The 19,989-nt window shown below is 74.6% G+C and carries 6 protein-coding genes; all 6 read right to left on the bottom strand.

Annotated elements, in window-relative coordinates; genetic code table 11:
- On the bottom strand, positions 1-11,272 hold an 11,272-nt coding region (locus ACZ5D2_RS22180), incomplete at its 3' end, for a type I polyketide synthase (RefSeq protein ID WP_468931327.1).
- Between the two features lie 73 nt (positions 11,273-11,345).
- Positions 11,346-12,536 (bottom strand): 4-hydroxybenzoate 3-monooxygenase, encoded by a 1,191-nt coding sequence (locus ACZ5D2_RS22175; protein WP_468931324.1) that lies wholly within the window; start codon positions 12,534-12,536, stop codon positions 11,346-11,348.
- Positions 12,533-14,896, bottom strand: a complete 2,364-nt coding sequence (locus tag ACZ5D2_RS22170; RefSeq protein ID WP_468931321.1) for a glycoside hydrolase family 3 protein — start codon at positions 14,894-14,896, stop codon at positions 12,533-12,535. Before ACZ5D2_RS22170 ends, ACZ5D2_RS22175 begins: the two co-directional genes overlap by 4 nt.
- Positions 14,893-17,091 (bottom strand): aminodeoxychorismate synthase component I, encoded by a 2,199-nt coding sequence (gene pabB / locus ACZ5D2_RS22165; RefSeq protein ID WP_468931318.1) that lies wholly within the window; start codon positions 17,089-17,091, stop codon positions 14,893-14,895. The genes ACZ5D2_RS22170 and pabB overlap by 4 nt, the downstream gene beginning before the upstream one ends.
- A gap of 5 nt (positions 17,092-17,096) precedes the next feature.
- Positions 17,097-18,674 (bottom strand): FAD-dependent monooxygenase, encoded by a 1,578-nt coding sequence (locus tag ACZ5D2_RS22160; protein WP_331733086.1) that lies wholly within the window; start codon positions 18,672-18,674, stop codon positions 17,097-17,099.
- Positions 18,671-19,900 (bottom strand): macrolide family glycosyltransferase, encoded by a 1,230-nt coding sequence (locus ACZ5D2_RS22155; protein WP_331733089.1) that lies wholly within the window; start codon positions 19,898-19,900, stop codon positions 18,671-18,673. The genes ACZ5D2_RS22160 and ACZ5D2_RS22155 overlap by 4 nt, the downstream gene beginning before the upstream one ends.
- Between the last annotated feature and the right edge of the window lie 89 nt (positions 19,901-19,989).

The following is a 19,989-nucleotide window of genomic DNA, read 5'->3' as shown; positions in this document are numbered from 1 at the left end:
GATCCTCACCCGTACCGCCGGCCAGTACGGCAGCCAGCCGGCCCCCGGTCATGTCATCCAGCACCGACGGGACGTCCACCAGACCACCCCACCGCCCACCGAACTCCAACGCCGCGACCCGACCCAGACCCCACACCTGCGCCCGCACCGGATCCACCACACGGTCCGACACACCCGTCGACACCGCACCACGCGTCACACACCACAACCGGCCCCCGATACCGGCATCACCCAACGCCTGCACCAACGACAACGACCCCGCCACATCCAGCAGCGACACCACACCCTCAACAGCACCAACACCCGCCAGAGCCCCGGCCAGCTCCCCACGGGAACCACCAGCCGCCACCAGCTCCACCACCTCCACACCCGACGCCGACAACACACCCACCAAGTCCGCACCCGCCACCGCCGACACCACCAACCACCGCCCCGACAGGACGGCAGGCAGCGCTGTGTCCAGTGGCTGCCAGGTGACCTGGTAGAGGAGGTCGTCGAGGGCGTCTTCCGTACCGCTTCGCGGTACGAGCCAGCCGGGCACCGCGGGCTGTTCCGCGATGCGCGGCCAGTACCGCTCGTGCTGGAAGGCATACGTCGGGAGGTCGGCGGGGGCCGCCGGTGCGCCCGCGAAGAGCGCGGGCAGATCGAGGGCGACGCCGCGCGCGTGGGCCCGGCCGAGGGCTTCGAGCAGGGTGCGCGACTCCGAGCGGTCGCGGCGCAGCAGGGGCAGGAGGGCGGCGGGTTCGTCGAGGCAGGCCTGTCCCATGGCGGTGAGGACGGCATCGGGGCCGATCTCCAGGTAGGTGCGGACGCCGGCCGTCTCCAGGTGGCGCATGGCGTCGTGGAAGCGGACGGCCTCGCGGACGTGCGTCACCCAGTAGGCGGGGGAGGTCAGTTCCCCGGCGGTGGCGAGGGTGCCGGTCAGGGTGGAGACGACCGGGATCGCCGGAGCCGCATAGGTCAGGGACTCGGCGACTTCGCGGAAGGCCTCCAGCATCGGCTCCATCAGCGGGGAGTGGAAGGCGTGCGAGACCGTGAGGCGCTTGGTCTTGTGACCCCGCTCGGCCAGCTGCGCGGCCGCCTCCAGTACGGCCCGCTCGGCGCCTGAAATCACCACCGACGAGGGCCCGTTGACCGCCGCGATGTCCACATCGGAGCGGAGTAGCGGGCGGACCTCGGCCTCGGCCGCCTGGACGGAGACCATCGCGCCGCCCTCCGGCAGCGCGCCCATCAGCGCACCACGGGCCGACACCAGCCGGGCCGCGTCCGCCAGCGACAGCACCCCGGCCACGTGCGCGGCGGCGATCTCACCGATGGAGTGACCCGCCAGGAAGTCGGGGCGGATGCCGTAGGACTCCAGCAGGCGGTACAGCGCCACCTCGACCGCGAAGAGGGCCGGCTGGGTGAACTCGGTGCGGTGGATCTCCTCCCCGCCCCCGAACACCAGCTCCTTCAGCGGCCGGTCGAAGTGCGCGCACACCTCATCGAACGCCCCGGCGAACACCGGCTGCGCCCCGTACAGCTCACGGCCCATCCCCGGACGCTGCGCGCCCTGGCCCGAGAACAGGAACGCGGACGGGGCCGGTGTCCGGAGCAGGTCGGTGTCGGCTTCGCCGCGTGCCACGGCGTCGAGCGCGCTCAGGTACTCGGCGCTGTCGGCTCCGATGACGACGGCGCGGTGCGGGAACAGGGTGCGTGCCGTGGCCAGGCCGCGGCCGACGGCGCCCGGGTCGAGGGCCGGCCGGTCCGCGACGTGGTCGCGCAGGCGGCGGGCCTGTCCGCGCAGGGCCTCCGCCGAGGCGGCGGACAGCAGCCAGGGCACGGGGGTCCCGGTGGTCTCCGTACCCTCGTCCGGGGTGTCGAGCGGGCTCTGTTCGAGCACCAGGTGGGCGTTCGTGCCGCTCATGCCGAAGGAGGACACGGCCGCGCGGCGCGGCTGTCCGGTCTCCGGCCAGGCCACGCTCTCGGTGAGCAGCGCGACCGTGCCGGCCTCCCAGTCGACGTGCGGGGTGGGCGCGTCGACGTGCAGGGTGCGGGGCAGGACGCCGTGGCGCATCGCCATCACCATCTTGATGACGCCGCCGACGCCCGCCGCCGCCTGGGTGTGGCCGATGTTGGACTTCAGGGATCCCAGGTGCAGCGGCCGGTCCTCGGGGCGGTCCTGGCCGTACGTGGCCAGCAGCGCCTGCGCCTCGATCGGGTCGCCGAGCGGGGTGCCGGTGCCGTGGGCCTCGACGGCGTCGACCTGCCGGGCCGTCAGGCCGGCGTTGGCGAGGGCCTGGCGGATGACGCGCTGCTGGGAGGGGCCGTTGGGGGCGGTCAGGCCGTTGCTCGCGCCGTCCTGGTTGACGGCCGATCCGCGGACCACCGCGAGGACCCGGTGCCCGTTGCGGCGGGCGTCCGAAAGCCGCTCGACGAGGAGCATGCCGACGCCCTCGGACCAGCCGGTGCCGTCGGCGGCGGCCGCGAAGGGCTTGCAGCGGCCGTCGGGCGACAGGCCGCGCTGGCGGCTGAAGTCGATGAACGACTGGGGGGTCGACATGATGGTGACGCCGCCGGCCAGGGCCAGTTCGCATTCGCCGCGCCGCAGGGCCTCCGTCGCCAGGTGCAGGGCGACGAGGGAGGACGAGCAGGCCGTGTCGACGGTCAGGGCGGGTCCTTCGAGGCCCAGGGCGTAGGCGATGCGGCCGGAGGCCACGCTGCCGGCGCCGCCGGTGCCGAGGTAGCCCTCCAGGCTTTCGGAGGACTGCGACACCAGGGCCGTGTAGTCCTGGCCGTTGGTGCCCACGAAGACGCCGGTCCCGCTGCCGCGGGCCGCGCCCGGGGGCAGCCCGGCGCGTTCGAACGCCTCCCACGCCACCTCCAGCAGCAGGCGCTGCTGGGGGTCCATGGCGAGGGCCTCGCGCGGGGAGATCCCGAAGAAGCCGGCGTCGAATTCGGCGGCCTGGCGGAGGAAGCCTCCGTGCCGGGTGTACGTCGTCCCCTGGTGGTCGGGGTCCGGGTCGTAGAGCCCCCCGATGTTCCATCCGCGGTCGTCCGGGAAGGGCGAGATGGCGTCGGTTCCGGACGCGACGAGGCGCCACAGGTCCTCGGGGGAGCCGACGCCGCCGGGGAAGCGGCAGCTCATGCCGACGATGGCGATGGGTTCGTCGCTGCCGACGGCGCGGCGTACGCGGGCCGGTCCGGTGCCCGTGCCGCCGAGGATCTCGGTGCGCAGGTACGTGACGAGGGCGGCCGGGGTCGGGTGGTCGTAGACGAGGGTCGCGGGCAGCGCGATCCCGGTCGCGGTGCCGAGGCGGGTACGGAACTCGACGGCGGTCATCGAGTCGAAGCCGAAGTCGCGGAAGGCCCGGTCGGGGTCCGCCGTCTCCTGCGCGGTGTGTCCGAGGACGGTGGCGATGGTGTCGCGGACCAGGTCGAGCAGGACGCGTCCGGGGTCGTCGGCCGCCTCCAGGCGCTTGGCCAGCGGCGACGTCGGCTCCGCCGCGCCGGTCGTCGGGGCGTGGTCGGTGCCGGGCCAGTAGCGCTGCCGGTGGAAGGCGTACGTGGGCAGGTCGACGCGGCGTCCGGGGAGCAGGGGTGCCCAGTCGACGGGAAGGCCGCGGGTCCAGGCCTCGGCGAGGGCGCCGAGGAAGGCGGCGGGTTCGGGACGGTCCTTGCGCAGCACCGGGGTCAGCAGCCCGGAGAAGGCCTCCGGCAGCGACTCCCCCGCCATGGCGGCGAGAACGCCCTGCGGACCCAGCTCCAGGAAGTGACCGACCCCCTGCTCCTCGGCGAGGTGGCGCACCCCGTCCGCGAAACGGACCGCACCCCGCACGTGACGGACCCAGTAGTCCGCCGAGAACTCCGCGACCTGCTCACCGGTGACGTTCGAGACGACCGGAATCGAGGGGGCGGAGTAGGTCAGGGCCTCCGCGACCTCGCGGAAGGCCTCCAGCATCGGCTCCATCAGCGGGGAGTGGAAGGCGTGCGAGACCGTGAGGCGCTTGGTCTTGTGGCCCCGCTCGGCCAGCTGCGCGGCCACCTCCAGTACGGCCGCCTCGGCGCCGGAAACCACCACCGAGGAGGGGCCGTTGACCGCCGCGATGTCCACCTCCGGGGAGGACAGGAGCGGACGGACCTCGTCCTCCGTGGCGCGCACGGACACCATCGCGCCGCCCTCCGGCAGCGCGCCCATCAGGGCGCCGCGGGCCGACACCAGCCGGGCCGCGTCCGCCAGGGACAGCACCCCGGCCACGTGCGCGGCCGCGATCTCGCCGATCGAGTGACCCGCCACGAAGTCCGGACGCAGGCCCAGCGACTCCGCCAGGCGGTACAGCGCCACCTCGACCGCGAAGAGGGCCGGCTGGGTGAACTCCGTGCGGTGGATCTCCTCCCCGCCCCCGAACACCAGCTCCTTGAGGGGGAGGTCGAAGTGGGCGCACACCTCGTCGAACGCCGCGGCGAACACCGGCTGCGCCTCGTACAGCTCACGGCCCATCCCCGGACGCTGCGCGCCCTGGCCCGAGAACAGGAAGGCGTACCTCCCGCCGGCGACCGCGCCCTCGACGGCTCCGGATGCCGGGCGGCCCCCGGCCAGGGCTTCCAGGCCGGCCAGCAGGTCCGTACGGCCGGCGGCCACCACGGCCGCGCGGGTACCCAGCGCGGCACGTGTGGTCGCCAGCGAGAAGGCGACGTCGGCCGGCTCCAGCTCCGGGTCGGCGGACACCCGCTCCAGCAGCCGGCCCGCCTGGGCCCGCACCGCCTCCGCGTCCCGCCCGGACAGCACCCATACGGGCAGTCCCGGGGTGGTGGCGGCCGGGTCGGCGGCGGGCTCCTGCGGGGCCTCCTGGAGGATGGTGTGGGCGTTCGTGCCGCTGATGCCGAAGGAGGACACGGCCGCGCGGCGCGGCTCGCCCGTCTCGGGCCACGGCACCGGCTCCGTCAGCAGGCGCACGGCGCCCGCCGACCAGTCCACGTGCGGGGTCGGCTCGTCCACGTGCAGGGTCATCGGCACGATGCCGTGGCGCATCGCCATGACCATCTTGATGACGCCGGCCATGCCCGCCGCGGCCTGGGTGTGGCCCAGGTTCGACTTGACCGAGCCCAGCAGCAGCGGCCGGTTCTCCTCCCGGTCCTGGCCGTAGGTGGCGAGGAGCGCCTGCGCCTCGATGGGGTCACCGAGGGTGGTGCCCGTGCCGTGGGCCTCCACCACATCGACCTGACACGCCGTCAACTGCGCCCTGGACAGGGCCTGTTCGATGACACGCTGCTGGGAGGGGCCGTTGGGGGCGGTCATGCCGTTGGACGCGCCGTCCTGGTTCACCGCCGAACCCTGCACGACGGCGAGCACCGGGTGCCCGTTGCGGCGCGCGTCGGAGAGGCGTTCCAGCAGGACCATGCCGACGCCCTCGGACCACGAGGTGCCGTCGGCGCCCGCGGCGAAGGGCTTGCAGCGGCCGTCGGGGGCCAGGCCGCGCTGGCGGCTGAACTCCACGAAGGTGCTGGGGCCGGACATGACCGTCACGCCGCCGGCGAGGGCCATGGTGCACTCGCCCTGCCGCAGGGCCTGGCCGGCGAGGTGCACCGACACCAGGGACGAGGAGCAGGCCGTGTCCACGGTGACGGCGGGACCTTCGAGGCCGAGGGTGTAGGCGATGCGGCCGGACGCGATGCTGCCGGCGCTGCCGTTGCCCGCGTAGCCCTCCAGGCCCTCCTGGTCGTGGAGGAGGTTGACGTAGTCGTGGTACATGACGCCGGTGAAGACGCCGGTGCGGCTGCCGCGTACGGAGGCCGGGGAGATCCCGGCGTGTTCGAAGGTCTCCCACGCCGTCTCCAGCAGCAGGCGCTGCTGGGGGTCCATGGCGAGGGCCTCGCGCGGGGAGATCCCGAAGAACACGGGGTCGAAGTCGGCGGCCCCGTCGAGGAAGCCGCCCTCGCGGACGTACGAGGTGCCGGCGTGGGCGGGGTCGGGGTGGTAGAGGGAGTCGATGTCCCAGCCGCGGTCGGCGGGGAAGTCGCCGATGGCGTCGCCGCCGGAGAGCACCAGCCGCCACAGGTCCTCGGGGGAGCGGACCCCGCCGGGGAAGCGGCAGCTCATGCCGACGATGGCGATCGGCTCGTCGGCGCTGAGCGCGGTGGTGGCGGTGGCGGACGCCTTGGCGTCGCCGGTGTCGACCAGGCGGGCCTTCAGGTAGGCGACGAGGGAGGCCGGGGTCGGCTGGTCGAAGATCAGGGTCGCCGGCAGCCGCAGCCCGGTCACGGCGCTGAGCCGGTTGCGCAGCTCGACGGCGGACAGGGAGTCGAAGCCGAGGTCCTTGAACACCTGGGTGGGCTCCGGCGCAGCCGGTGCGCGGTGGCCCAGTACGGCGGTCACCTCGGTGGCGACCAGGTCGTGGAGGGTCCGGGTGCGCCGGTCTTCGGGCAGGGCCGCCAGCCGCTGTCCGAGGGGGGTGCCCCCGGTACGGGGCGCCGCGCTGGCGGTAGGCCGGGGCCGGCTCGCTCCGGCGAGTGCGCGCAGGACGGGCGACAGGGAGGGGCCGGTGGGGAGCGCCTTGAGGTCGAGGCGCATGGGGAAGAGGACGGCCCGGTCGTGGGCGGGGGCGGTGTCGAGGAGGGCGAGGGCCTCCTCGGTGGCGAGGGCTGCCATGCCGCCGCGGGAGATGCGGTCGACGTCGGTGGCGTCGAGGGCGCCGGTCATGCCGCTGCGTTCGGCCCACAGGCCCCAGGCGAGGGAGATGCCCGGGAGGCCCTGCTCGCGCCGGTGCTGGGCGAGGGCGTCGAGGTAGGCGTTGGCGGCGGCGTAGTTGCCCTGGCCCGGGGCGCCGAGCAGGCCGGCGGCGGAGGAGAAGAGGACGAACGCCGACAGGTCGAGGCCGGCGGTGAGTTCGTGGAGGTTGTCGGCCGCGTCCGCCTTCGGGCGCAGGACCGCGTCGAGCCGTTCGGGGGTGAGGGACTCGATCACTCCGTCGTCGACCAGTCCGGCGGTGTGGATGACGGCCGTGAGCGGGTGCGCGGCGGGGATCGAGGCCAGGAGGGCGGCGAGGGCGTCGCGGTCGGCGGCGTCGCAGGCGGCGACGGTGACCGAGGCACCCGCCTCGGACAGGTCGGCGACGAGGTCCTCGGCGCCGCCGGAACGCGAGGCCAGCAGGAGGTGGCGTACGCCGTGGACGGCAACCAGGTGGCGGGCGACGGCCCGGCCCAGGACGCCGGTACCGCCCGTGACCAGGACCGTGCCGCCCTCGGTGAAGGACAGCCCCTCGGAAGCCACCGGGGCGGGGGCCCGGAGCAGGCGCGGGATGCGGGCCGCTCCCCCGCGCACCGCCAGCTGCGGCTCCGGTGAGGTCAGGTACGGCGTCGGGTCGACGCCCTCGTCCAGGTCGAGGAGGTGGAAGCGGCCGGGGTGTTCCGACTGGGCGGAGCGCACCAGACCCCACACGGCCGCACCCGCCGGATCGCGTACGTCCTCGCCGACCGCACCCCGGGTCACGAACACCAGGCGCTCCTCCCCCGCGTCCGCGAGGGACCCCTGGAGGGCTTCCAGGGCCCGGCCCAGGGCGGGGCGGACGCCGTCGGAGCCGTCCACCTCGTACGCCCTGCCCGCGGACAGGGCCCCGCCCGCCGGGGCCGCCGCCCAGTCCAGGGCGAAGAGGGTGTCGGCGGTCCGGGTCGTCCCGCCCGGGGTCATCGGGCGCAGGGTGAGGGAGGCGACGGTGGCGACCGGCAGGCCGGTCTCGTCGGTGGCGGTCAGGGCGACCGCGTCCTCGCCGGCCGGGCTCAGCCGGACGCGCAGGCTGCGGGCGCCGGTGGCGTGCAGGGCTACCTCGCGCCAGGCGAACGGCAGCCGTGCCCCACCGTCGGCGGGGAGCAGGCCGCTGCCCGCCCCGGCGGCCTGGAGGGCGGCGTCGAGGAGGGCCGGGTGGAGGCCGAAGCGGCCCGCGGCCTCCTGCCGTTCGGGGTCGAGGGCGACCTCGGCGTACACCTCGTCGCCGAGCCGCCAGGCGGCCCGCAGGCCCTGGAAGGCGGGCCCGTAGGCGAATCCGGCGTCGGCCAGGCGCGGGTAGAAGGGGTCCAGGTCGACGGCCTCGGCACCGGCGGGGGGCCAGGTGTCGCCGAGGCCGGTGTCCGCGGTGGCGGTGGCGGCCGGGGCGAGGACGCCCTCGGCGTGCCGGGTCCAGGCGCCGTCCTCGTGGCGGGCGTACGCGGTGAGGGTGCGGCGGCCGTCCGGGTCGGCGGGGCCGACGGCCAGCTGGACCTGGACGCCGCCGCGTTCGGGCAGCACCAGCGGGGCGTGCAGCGTCAGTTCCTCCAGCAGGCCGCAGCCGACCTGGTCGCCGGCCCGTACGGCGAGTTCCACGAAGGCGGTGCCGGGCAGCAGGACCGTGCCGGCGACGGCGTGGTCGGCCAGCCAGGGCTGCGCGGACAGCGACAGGCGTCCGGTGAACAGGAGGTCGTCGGAGGCGGCGACCGTCACCATGGCGCCGAGGAGGGGGTGGCCGGCCGGGTCCAGGCCCGCCGAGGTCACGTCGCCGGCCCCGGGGGCGGCCTTGAGCCAGTAGCGCTCGCGCTGGAAGGCGTAGGTGGGCAGGTCGACGCGGCGTGCGCCGGGGTACACGGCGTCCCAGTCGACCGTGACGCCCTGGGCGTGGGTCTCGGCGAGGGCCCTGGTGTAGGCGGTCGGCTCGGGCTGGTCGCGGCGCAGGGCCGTGCTCCAGCGGATGCCGGTGTCCTCGTCGAGGCAGTTCTGTCCCATGGCGGTGAGCACGCCGTCGGGGCCGAGTTCCAGGAAGGTGGTGACGCCGTGGTCGGCGAGGGCGCGGACGCCGTCGTGGAAGCGGACCGCCTGGCGTACGTGGCGCACCCAGTACTCGGGTTCGCAGAGCTCTTCGGCGGTGGCGATGCGGCCGGTGACGTTGGAGACGACGGGGATGGCGGGCGGGCGGAAGGTCAGGCGGGAGACGACGCCGCGGAAGGTGTCCAGCATCGGTTCCATGAGCAGTGAGTGGAACGCGTGGCTGACCTTGAGCCGCTTGGTGCGGTGGCCGGCGGCGGCGAGGTGTCCGGCGGCGGCGAGGACTGCGCTCTCGGTGCCGGAGACGACCACGGACCGCGGACCGTTGACGGCGGCGATGTCGACGCCGGGGGTGAGGAGGGCGCGGACGGTCTCCTCCGGTGCCTCCACGGCGGCCATGGCGCCGCCCTCGGGCAGCGACTGCATGAGCCGGCCGCGGGCGGCGACGAGGGCGGCGGCGTCGGCGAGCGGGAGCATGCCGGACACGTGGGCGGCGACCAGTTCGCCCACCGAGTGCCCGAGGAGGAAGTCGGGGCGCAGGCCGTGGCTCTCGGCGAGGCGGAAGAGGGCCGTTTCGAGGGCGAAGAGGCCGGCCTGGGTGTACTCGGTGCGGTCCAGGAGCGGGGAGCCGTCGAAGACGACGTCCCGTACGGGGGTGTCGAAGTACCGGTCGAGGTGGGCGCAGGCCTGGTCGAAGGCGTCGGCGAAGACGGGGTGCGCGGCGTGCAGTTCGCGTCCCATGCCGGGGCGCTGGGCGCCCTGGCCGGTGAAGAGGAACGCGAGGCGGGGGTCGGGGCGGGCCGTGCCGTGGACCAGGTTCTCGGCGGGCGCGTCGTCGGCCAGGGCGCGCAGGCCCGCGCGGAGCTCGTCCGTGGTGGTGCCGAGGACCGCCGCGCGGTGGGTGAGGGCGGCGCGGGCGGTGGCGAGGGTGTGGGCGGTGTCGGTGAGGGGGGCGCCGTCTGCGGGGTGGCCGGCGGGGTGGTCCAGCAGGGCGCGGGCCTGGTCGCGCAGTGCTTCGGGGCCGCGGGCGGACAGGGGCCAGGCCACGACCGGGGGCTGCGGGGCCGGTGCGGTCCGCGGGCCGTCGTCGGCGGTGTCCGGCCGGTCGTCGGCGGTGTCCGGCTCGGGGCGTTCGAGGATGAGGTGGGCGTTGGTGCCGCTGATGCCGAAGGAGGACACGGCCGCCCGGCGGGGCCGGCCGGTCTCGGGCCAGTCGGTGTTGGCGGTGAGCAGGCAGACGGCTCCGGCGGTCCAGTCGACGTGCGGGGTGGGCTCGTCGACGTGGAGGGTGCGGGGCAGGACTCCGTGGCGCATCGCCTCGACCATCTTGATGACGCCCGCCACGCCCGCGGCGGCCTGGGTGTGGCCGAGGTTGGACTTGACGGAGCCCAGCAGGAGCGGCCGGTCGGTGGGGGTGCGGTCCTGGCCGTAGGTGGCGAGCAGGGCCTGGGCTTCGATGGGGTCGCCGAGGGTGGTGCCGGTGCCGTGGGCCTCGACGGCGTCGACCTCGCGTGCGGTCAGGCGGGCCTGTTCCAGGGCCTGGCGGATGACGCGCTGCTGGGAGGGGCCGTTGGGGACGGTGAGGCCGCTGCTGGCGCCGTCCTGGTTGACGGCGGAGCCGCGGATGACGGCGAGGACGGGGTGGCCGTGGCGGCGGGCGTCGGAGAGCCGTTCCAGCAGGAGGAGACCGGCGCCCTCGCCCCAGCCGGTGCCGTCGGCGGCGGCGGCGAAGGGCTTGCAGCGGCCGTCGGGGGCGAGGCCCCGCTGCTGGCTGAAGTCGACGAACAGGTCGGGGTTGGCCATGACGGTGACGCCGCCGGCCAGGGCGAGGGTGCATTCGCCCTGGCGCAGGGCCTGGGCGGCGAGGTGGAGGGCGACGAGGGAGGAGGAGCAGGCCGTGTCGATGGTGACGGCGGGGCCCTCCAGGCCCATGACGTAGGAGACGCGGCCGGAGGCGACGCTGCCGGCGTTTCCGCTGCCGAGGTAGACCTCGACGCCTTCGGGCAGGTCGCGGGGGCCGGTGGCGTAGTCGTGGTGCATGACGCCCGCGAAGACGCCGGTGCGGCTGCCGCGCAGCGTGGTGGGGTCCAGGCCGGCGCGTTCGAAGGCCTCCCAGGCGGTTTCGAGGAGGAGCCGCTGCTGGGGGTCCATGGCGAGGGCCTCGCGGGGCGAGATCCCGAAGAAGCCGGCGTCGAACCCGTCGGCGCCGTCGAGGAACCCGCCGTCGCGGACGTAGCTGGTGCCCTGGTGGTCGGGGTCGGGGTGGTAGACGCCGTCGAGGTCCCAGCCGCGGTCGGCGGGGAAGCCGGCGACGGCGTCGCGGCCCTCGGCGACGAGCTGCCACAGTTCTTCGGGGGTGCGGACGCCGCCGGGGTAGCGGCAGCTCATCGACACGATCGCGATCGGTTCGGGTTCTTCGGCCGAGCGCAGCCGCTCCCGGGTCTGGTGGAGTTCGGCCGTCATCCACCGGAGGTGGTCGAGCATCTTTTCTTCGTTTGTCATGACGTACCGAAACTCCCGTTGATCAGGTCGAAGAGGCTGTCCCCCGGCGGCGGTGGACCGGGTGGGGCGGCCGTCAGCGTCGCGACAGCCCCACGTACTGCTCGGCGAAGTCGGTCGCCGCGGCGGTGGATCCCGTCAGGTGCTCGAAGCGCGCCCGGCGCAGGCCCCGGTCGAAGGGGGTTTCGTCCGGGCCGGTGTGCAGCAGGTCGGTCATCCACCGGGAGAACTCCTGGCCGAGCCAGGCCCGGCGCAGGGCGGTCGACGAGTAGGCGTCGAGGGCCTCGCGGCGGCCGGTGCCGTACCAGACGGCGAGGGCTCCGGCGAGGAGTTCGGCGTCGGCGACGGCCAGGTTCAGTCCCTTCGCGGCGCTGGGCGGAACGATGTGCGCCGCGTCGCCGAGGAGGAAGAGCCGCCCGTGCTGCATGGGTGCGCAGACGAAGCTGCGCAGCGGGACGAGGGTGCGTTCGAGGACGGGGCCGGTGGGCAGGGTGCCGGTGCCGCCGGTGAGGCGGAGGTCGAGCTCGGCCCAGATGTCCTCGTCGGAGCGGGTGTCGGCGCTCTCGCCGGGCGGGACCTGGAGGTAGAGGCGGCTGACGGTGTTGGAGCGCATGCTGCTCAGGGCGAAGCCGCGCTCTCCGACGGCGTAGACGAGTTCGGGGGACAGGGGCGGGGCGGCCGCGAGGACGCCCAGCCAGGCGTACGGGTAGGTGTGGGTGCCGGTGGTGAGGGAGGCGGCGGGCACGGCGGTGCGGCTGACGCCGTGGAAGCCGTCGCAGCCCGCCACGAAGTCGCAGGTGATCTCGGTGGGGCGGCCGTCGAGGGTGCAGGTGACGGTCGCGCCGTCGCCGGCGAGCCGGTGCACCTCGACGTCGTCGACGTCGAAGTGGAGGGCTCCGGCGGTGGCGGTGCGGGCGGCGATGAGGTCCTTGACGACCTCCTGCTGTCCGTACATCCACACGGATTCCCCGGTGAGCTTGGTGAAGGGGAGGCGGTGGGTCTCCCCTTCGACGCGCAGCTCGAAGCCCTCGTGGACCAGGCCCTCCCGGTCCAGGCGGGCGGCCACGCCGGCCCGGCGCAGGGCTTCGACGGTGCCCTGTTCCAGGAGGCCGGCCCGGACGCGCCGTTCGACGTGGTCGCGGCCGCGGCGTTCCAGGACGACGCAGTCGATGCCGTTCAGTTCGAGGAGCCGGGCGAGCAGCAGGCCGGCGGGGCCGGCTCCGATGACGCAGACCGGGGTGTGGATCCGCTGGGGGGTGCCGGTCACGGGCTCACCGTTCCGGCCTGGTCGACGCGGACGGTCGCGGTGAGGGGGAGGTCTTCGGAGGAGCGGCCGACGGAGACGGTGCGCGGGCCGGCGGCGACGGTCCAGGCGCCGGTGTCGGTGTTCCAGTACTCGAAGCGGCGGGTGTCGAGGGCGATCTCGACGGTGGCGGACGCTCCGGGCTCCAGGTGGGCGGACGCGTAGCCGGCGAGGGCCTTGGGGGCCTGGGGTGCGGTGACGTCGGGGCTGCTGCCGAGGTAGACCTGGACGGTTTCGCGGCCGGCCCGGTCGCCGGTGTTGCGCACGGTGCAGGAGACGGTCAGGTCGCGGCCGTCGGCGGTGAGGCGGAGGTCCTCGTAGGCGAAGGTGGTGTAGCTGAGGCCGTGCCCGAAGGGGAACAGGGGGGCGACGTCGTGCTCGTCGTGCCAGCGGTAGCCGACGAAGATGCCTTCCTGGTACTCGACGCGGCCGTCGACGCCGGGGTAGCGCAGCGGGTCGCCGGCGACCGCGGTGTGGTCGGCGTCCACGGGGAAGCTCTGGGTGAGCTTGCCGCTGGGGTTGGCGTCGCCGAACAGGAGGGCGTCGGTGGCCTCGGCGCCCATTTCGCCGGGGTACCAGACGTCCAGGACGGCGGCGGTGTCGTCGAGCCAGGGCATCGTCGGGGACGAGCCGGTGTTGAGCACGACGACGGTGTTGGGGTTGGCCTTGGCGACGGCGGTGATCAGGGTGTCCTGGAGGCCGGGCAGGGCGAGGGCGGGGCGGTCGATGAGCTCGGCCAGCTCGTCGTAGGCGAAGACGACCGCGGCCTGTGCGCCGCGGGCGGCCTCGACGGCCTCCTCGATGTCGGCCTGCGCCTGCTCGGGGGTGATCCAGCCGAGGGTGAGGTGGACGGGGTTGGTGGGCATCGGCAGGGCGGAGAGGACCAGCTTGTAGGTGCCGGGGAGGAGGTCGACGGTGAGGCCGGCGGTGTCGCCGAAGGAGCTGCCGGCGAAGACGCGGGGGTGGCCTTCGAGGTCGATGGCCGCGTAGCCGCCGAGTGCGGTGACGGCGATGCGGTAGCGGCCCTCCGTCTCGATGGTCAGTTCGCCCTCGTAGAAGTAGTCGGGCTCGGTGGAGGGGCCGGCCGGGACCTCGCCCTCGTGGAAGGCGGGGACGAGTGCCGACGCGGGGATGGGGCGGCCGGCCGGGTCCTCGCCGACGCGGAACTCGACGGCGTCCTCGCCGAGGCGGTCGCGCAGCACGTCGAGGGGGGTGGCGGCGTGCTCCGGGACGACGAGGGCGCTGCCGACTCCGGCGGTCTTGGGGGTGACGGCGGGCCGGCCGATGACGGCGAGGCCGCGGGCGGCGCGGCCCGGCTCGGTGAGCTTGTCGGCGGACAGCGGCAGGACGCCCCGGGGGTTGTGCAGGAGCACCGATCCGGCGGTGGCCACTTCCAGGGCGAGGGCGCGGCCCCGCTCGGGGTCGCGGTCGGGCTGCTCGCGCGGGGTGTCGGTGTCGAGGAGGCCGAAGCGGGCCATCTGGCCGACGATGCGGGTGACGGCGCGGTCCAGGACGGCCTCGTCGACGCGGCCCTCGGCGATGGCCTCGCGCAGCGGGGCGCCGAGGTGGGCGCCGTCGGGCATCTCCTGGTCGAGGCCGCGCTCGATGGCGACGGTGTCGTGGACGGCGTCCCAGTCGGACATCACCCAGCCCTCGAAGCCCCATTCGTCGCGCAGGACCGTGGTCAGGAGGGTTTCGTTCTCGCAGCTGGGGTGGCCGTTGACGCCGTTGGTGGCGCCCATGAGGGCGCCGGCGCCGGCCTGGACGGCGGCCTCGAAGGCGGGGAACTCGATCTCGCGGAGGGTCCGTTCGTCGACGACGGTGTCGACGGCCATCCGGTTCTCTTCCTGGTTGTTGGCCGCGAAGTGCTTGGGCATGGCGATGACGCCCTGCGACTGGATGCCGTTGATCACGGCGGTGCCGATGGCGGTGACCAGGAGCGGGTCCTCGCCGTACAGCTCGAAGTTGCGTCCGCCGAAGGGCTGGCGCAGCACGTTGATCATGGGGCCGATGAGCACGTCCTGGCGCTTGGCGCGGGCCTCGTGGCCGAGGTACTCGCCGTAGCGGGCGGCCAGTTCCTCGTCGAAGGTGCATGACAGGGCGATGGGGGCGGGCAGCGCGGTGGTGGTCTTGCGCTTCATGCGGACGCCGGCCGGGCCGTCGGTCATCCGCAGCTCCGGGATGCCGAGGCGGGGGACGCCGGGGATGTACCCGGACTGGCCGAGGTGCTCGGGGTCGTCGGAGCCGTGGACGAAGGTGAGCTTCTCGTCGAGGGTCATGGCCTGGACGAGCGCGGTCACGTCGACGGGGGTCTGCGGGGTCATCGGGGGTCACCTTCGGTTCGTTCGGCGGCGGGCGGGGTGGTGTCCGGGCGGGCCGCCAGCAGGGCGCGGGCGGGGGCGTCGGCCTTGAGGAGCATTTCGTCGTACTCGTCGTGGGGGTCGGAGCCGAGCACGACGGCGCCGCCGGCGCCGATCCGCCAGCGCCCGTCCGCGAGGACCATGGTCCGGATGACGATGTTGAGGTCGGTGGTGCCGTTGCAGGCGAGGAAGCCGATGGCACCGGAGTAGATGCCGCGGGCCCGGCCCTCCAGGGACTCGATGATCTCCAGGGTGCGCTGCTTGGGCGCGCCGGTCATCGAGCCGCCGGGGAAGCCGGCGCGGACGCAGTCGATGGCGTCGTTGCCGTCCTTGAGGGTGCCGCGGATGGTGGAGACGAGCTGGTGGACGGTGGCGTAGCTCTCGGCGGCCATCAGGACGGGGACGTGGACCGAGCCGACCTCGCAGACGCGGCCGAGGTCGTTGCGCATCAGGTCGACGATCATCAGGTTCTCGGCGCGGGTCTTCGCGCTGGAGACGAGTTCCCGGCGGACGCGGTCGTCCTCGGCGGGGGTCGCCCCGCGCGGGGCCGTGCCCTTGATCGGCTTGGCCTCGACGACCCGGTCCGCGGTGATCTTCAGGAAGCGTTCCGGGGAGGAGCAGGCCACCTCGGTGCCGTCGAGCCGAAGGTAGGCGGCGTACGGCGCGGGGTTGGTCCGGCGCAGCCGGCGGTAGGTGGTGAAGCCGTCGTCGACGGCGGGGAGCTCGGCGACGTTGGTCAGGCAGATCTCGTAGCTCTCGCCGGCGGTCAGGTACTCCTGGCTGCGCAGGACGTCCTGGACGTAGGCGTCGCGGCCGCGGGACAGCCGGGGCTCGACGGAGACCGTGCGGGGGCCGTCGGCGGGGGGTGCCGGGGGCGTCTGCCGGGCGAGGGCGTCGGCGGTGTCGGCGAGCCAGCGGGTGGCGTCGGCGGGGCCGGCCGGGTCGGTGGTGAGGGAGAGGGCGAGGAGGTAGGTGCGGTCCTCCCGGTGGTCGACGGCCAGGAAACGGTCCGCGAAGATCCAGACGGCGTCCGGGGTCGGGGCGGAGTACCGGTTCGGGGACCCGCAGTCGCCCTTGAGTTCGTAGCCGAAGTAGCCGACGTAGCCGCCGGTGAAGTCGAACGGCAGCGGCGGGGCGTCGATCACCCGGCGGGCGAGTTCCCGCTGGAGGTAGTCGAAGACGGACTCGCGGTGGTCGGCCGGGGTGGCGGACGCGACCTCGACGACGCCCTCGTCGACCCGGTAGCGGACGGTCTCGGCGAGGGGGCCGGTGGCGTCGCCCAGGAAGGAGAAGCGGGACAGGCCCGGCTCCACGCGGGCGCTGTCGAGCCAGAACGCGTTGCGGGAGCCGGCGAAGAGGGTGGCGAACGCGGTCTCGGTGTCCACCGCCGTGTCCAGTTCGGCCACGTGCAGGGTGTAGTGCGTACGGTCCCCGTCCCCGGCGGCGGGGCGGGCGAGCGGCGCCGGCGCGGTCCGCGTACCGGCGGACGCGGCGGGGGCGTCCTGGGCGTCGGCGTCCTGGGTGCGGGCGGCGGGGGCGGCGGCGTGGGAGGCCGGCCGGCCGCCGGTGCGTTCGGCGCGGTCGGCCAGCGTCAGGTCGCGGAAGTTGGCCAGCATCCGGCGGCCGTACTCGGTCTCGATGGACTCCGGGTGGAACTGCACGCCCCAGCGGGGCATCAGCCGGTGGCGCAGCGCCATGACGACGCCGTCCTCGGACCAGGCGGTGGCCTGGAGGTCGGAGGGCAGCGGCTGGGCCACGCACAGGGAGTGGTAGCGCACGGCGCCGAACTCCTCGGGGATGCCCGCGAACAGTTCGTCGCCGTCGTGCCGCACCCGGGCGACCTCACCGTGCACCGGCACGGGGGCGGGCACGACCTCGCCGCCCGCCCACACGGCGAGCCCCTGGTGGCCGAGGCAGACTCCCAGGACCGGGACGCTCGCCTTGACCAGGACGTCCCGGGAGACGCCGAAGTCGCGGGAGCGCGCCGGGTGGCCGGGGCCGGGCGAGATGACGATGTTGTCGAAGCCGTCGAGGTCCAGGTCGGCGACGGCGGCCGCGTCGTTGGCGATGACGACGGGCTCCTGGCCGTTCACCTCGGCCAGCAGCTGGAACAGGTTGTAGGTGTACGAGTCGTGGTTGTCGATGAGGAGGGTCCGCATGGGGCTCACCTGCTTCGTGAGGGGGTCAGCGGCCGGGACACCAGCCGGTCCAGGTGGCCCAGGGACTCGGCCGGCCGGTGGGCGGCGGCGAGGTGGGCCAGGTGGCCGTCGGGACGGACCAGGGCGATCACCGGCTGTCGGCCGAACAGCGGGCCGATCGCGGCGCGCCCGGACGGCGACAGTCGTGCGAGGTCGTGGACGGCGAGGCGGTCCGCGAGGACGTGGCGGGCGCCGTCGGCCACGGTCTGCCAGTCGGCGGCCGGCCGGCGGCCGGGCCAGAGCAGCGCGATGTGCTCCCGCTGGTCGAGGACGGGGGCCCCGGCGTGCTGCCGGGTCCGGTGGAAGAACGGGAGCCGGTCTCCGGGGCGGGCCCGGCGGTGCAGCGCGGAGCGCCACAGCGGTTCGTCGCCCGCCGCGTAGCCGAGACCGACCTGGCTCATCAGGGGGGCCGCGACGTGGCGCAGGAGGCCGGTGCGGTGGGCGGCGGCCACCTTCAGGTCGCGCAGGCGGCGGTCGCGGGGGGTGGCCGGGCCGGAGAGTTCCATCTCGGTGCGGATGACGGTGCGGACCTGCCCGACGGCCTTGCGGCGTTCGGTGTCGTACGTGTCGACGATCCGCTCGTCCCAGTCGCCGCGCACGACGCCGGCGAGCTTCCAGCCGAGGTTGAGGGCGTCCTGGAGGCCGAGGTTGAGGCCCTGGCCGCCGAGGGGGACCACCGAGTGGGCGGCGTCGCCGACGAGCACGACCCGGCCCTCGCGGAACCGTTCGGCGACTCCGGGGCGCGGGTGGTAGGTGCGGGTCCACAGGGGTTCGCCGAGGCGGTACGGCAGGCTGGTGCGCTCGTCGACCATCCGCTGCCAGTCCGCCAGGGGGCGGTCCGACCAGTCGGTTTCACCGGGAGCGACGATGGTGGCGAGGCGGCAGACGCCGTCGGGCAGGTGGACCAGCGGCAGCAGCCCGCTGTCGGCGTAGTGGTACTCGACGGTGGAGACGCGCGGCCCGGTGACGGGGAAGTCCCCGAGCGCGATGCCGAGCGGGAAGGGGATGCCGGGGTAGGGGATGCCGAGGAGCCGGCGGGTGACGCTGCCCGCGCCGTCGGCGCCGATCAGCCAGTCCGTCTCCACCTGTTCGGTGCGTCCGTCGGCGTGATGGAGGGTGGCGGTGGGGAGCGGGCCGGAGGTGTCGAGCGCGGTCAGCTCGGCCCCGTACTCGATGGTGCCGCCCAGTTCGGTGAGGCGGCGGTGCAGCAGCACCTCCAGCTCGCTCTGGACGATGCCGAGTCCGTAGGGGCGGGCCGCGCCCAGCTTCGTCATCGGGACGGTGCCCAGGCGGCGTCCGCGGGAGAAGAAGCTGACGTCGTCGGCCCGGAAGCCGCGGGAGACGAGCTCGTCGGCGATGCCGGTCTTCTCCAGGAGTTCCAGCACCCGGGGCCAGATCATCACGGCGCGGGAGTGCGGGTCGAACTCCTCCTGCGGGGGCTTGGCGTCGACGATCCGTACGGGAACGGACTGCTGGAGGAGGTCGCAGGCCAGCAGGGTGCCGACGGCGCCCGCGCCGACGATGAGAACGCTCTGTCCCGTCATATCGCGGCCGCCTTGGTCTGCGGGGCGGGGCCGGTGCCCGCCAGGTGTGCCTCGATCGCCGCGGCCGCGGCGGCGGCGCCGCCCGCGTCCTGGCTCAGCCGCCGGAAGCGGGCCGCCGTGGCGGCGATCGCGGTGTCGGTGGTGACGGCCCGTACGGCCGCCCGCAGCGCCTCGGCGGAGGCGTCCGCCGGGTCGAGGCGCAGGCCCAGGCCCAGCTCGACGACCCGGTCGGCGATGATCTCCTGTTCGACCATCTGCGGGACGACGACCATGGGCGTGCCGAAGGAGAGGGCTTCCATCGTGCTGCCCATGCCGCCGTGGGTGACGAACGCGGCGGCCTGGGCGAGGACGGACAGCTGGGGGACGCTGCGGTGCACCTCGCAGTGCGGCGGGAGGGTGCCGAGGTCCGCCGGGTCGGCGTGCTGTCCGATGGACAGCACCAGGTGCAGGCCGCTGTCGGCGAACGCCTCGACGCAGGTCCGGTAGAAGGAGGTGGCGCGGTTGAAGACGGTGCCGAGGGAGACGAAGACCACCGGGCGGTCGGTGTCCCGCGGGTGCCAGGTGCCTTCGGCCTCCCGGCCGCCCAGGCTGGGTCCGACGAAGCGGTAGTGCTCGCCGAAGGCGGTCGCCTCGGGCTGGAACTCCCTGGGCAGGAAGGCCAGGTTGAGTTCCTCCTCGAAGTCCATGAACTCCTCGGCGCCGACCCCGTCGAGGCCGGCGGCGGCGAGGAACTCCGCCAGCCGTGCGTCGAACGCCGCGCCGTTGGCCTCGTGGGCGGCGGAGCGGCCGGTGCGGGCCAGCATCGCGTCCATCAGCGCGTAGGAGCGGCTGGAGGCGAGGGAGGGGAAGAACTGGACGGCGCGCGCGCCCCACCGGCGGGCCAGGGCGCGCCCGGCGAACGGCACCGTGTTGTCGTAGACGACGACGTCGGGGCGGTCGGCGCCGACGAAGGACTCCGCGAGGGCCATGCGGTCCGCGCTGCCGTGCAGGAAGAAGAGGGGCAGGGCGCTCGGGTCGTTCTCGGCGAAGGCGCTCGGCGACTGGCCGGGCGAGGTGGCGACGTCGTAGCGGCACACCTGCGCGCCGAGCCGGGTGAGCTGCTCCTCGAAGGCCCGGGTGGTGAAGTAGGTGACCCGGTGACCGCGCGAGACCAGCTCGGCGACGATGCCCAGGGTGGGCGACACGTGCCCGTGGGCGGCCACGCTGAAAAATGCGATGTGTGCCATCTGTTCCTCGGGGTGCGGTGGGGGCGAAGGGGGCGGGGGCGCGCGGTGCGCGCGCTGCCGGGCCGGCCGTGCGGCTGCCGGGGGGAGAC

The organism is Streptomyces sp. NPDC031479, assembly GCF_055581065.1.
The sequence above is the reverse complement of the archived record's forward strand: the minus strand, read 5'-3'. Positions and strand labels throughout refer to the sequence as shown.

What these genes read in the sequence shown, in the direction of transcription:
- pabB (WP_468931318.1), bottom strand. Translation starts at nt 17,091, where the DNA reads ATGCGGACCCTCCTCATCGACAACCACGACTCGTACACCTACAACCTG.
- ACZ5D2_RS22155 (WP_331733089.1), bottom strand. Translation starts at nt 19,900, where the DNA reads ATGGCACACATCGCATTTTTCAGCGTGGCCGCCCACGGGCACGTGTCG.
- ACZ5D2_RS22170 (WP_468931321.1), bottom strand. Translation starts at nt 14,896, where the DNA reads ATGACCCCGCAGACCCCCGTCGACGTGACCGCGCTCGTCCAGGCCATG.
- ACZ5D2_RS22160 (WP_331733086.1), bottom strand. Translation starts at nt 18,674, where the DNA reads ATGACGGGACAGAGCGTTCTCATCGTCGGCGCGGGCGCCGTCGGCACC.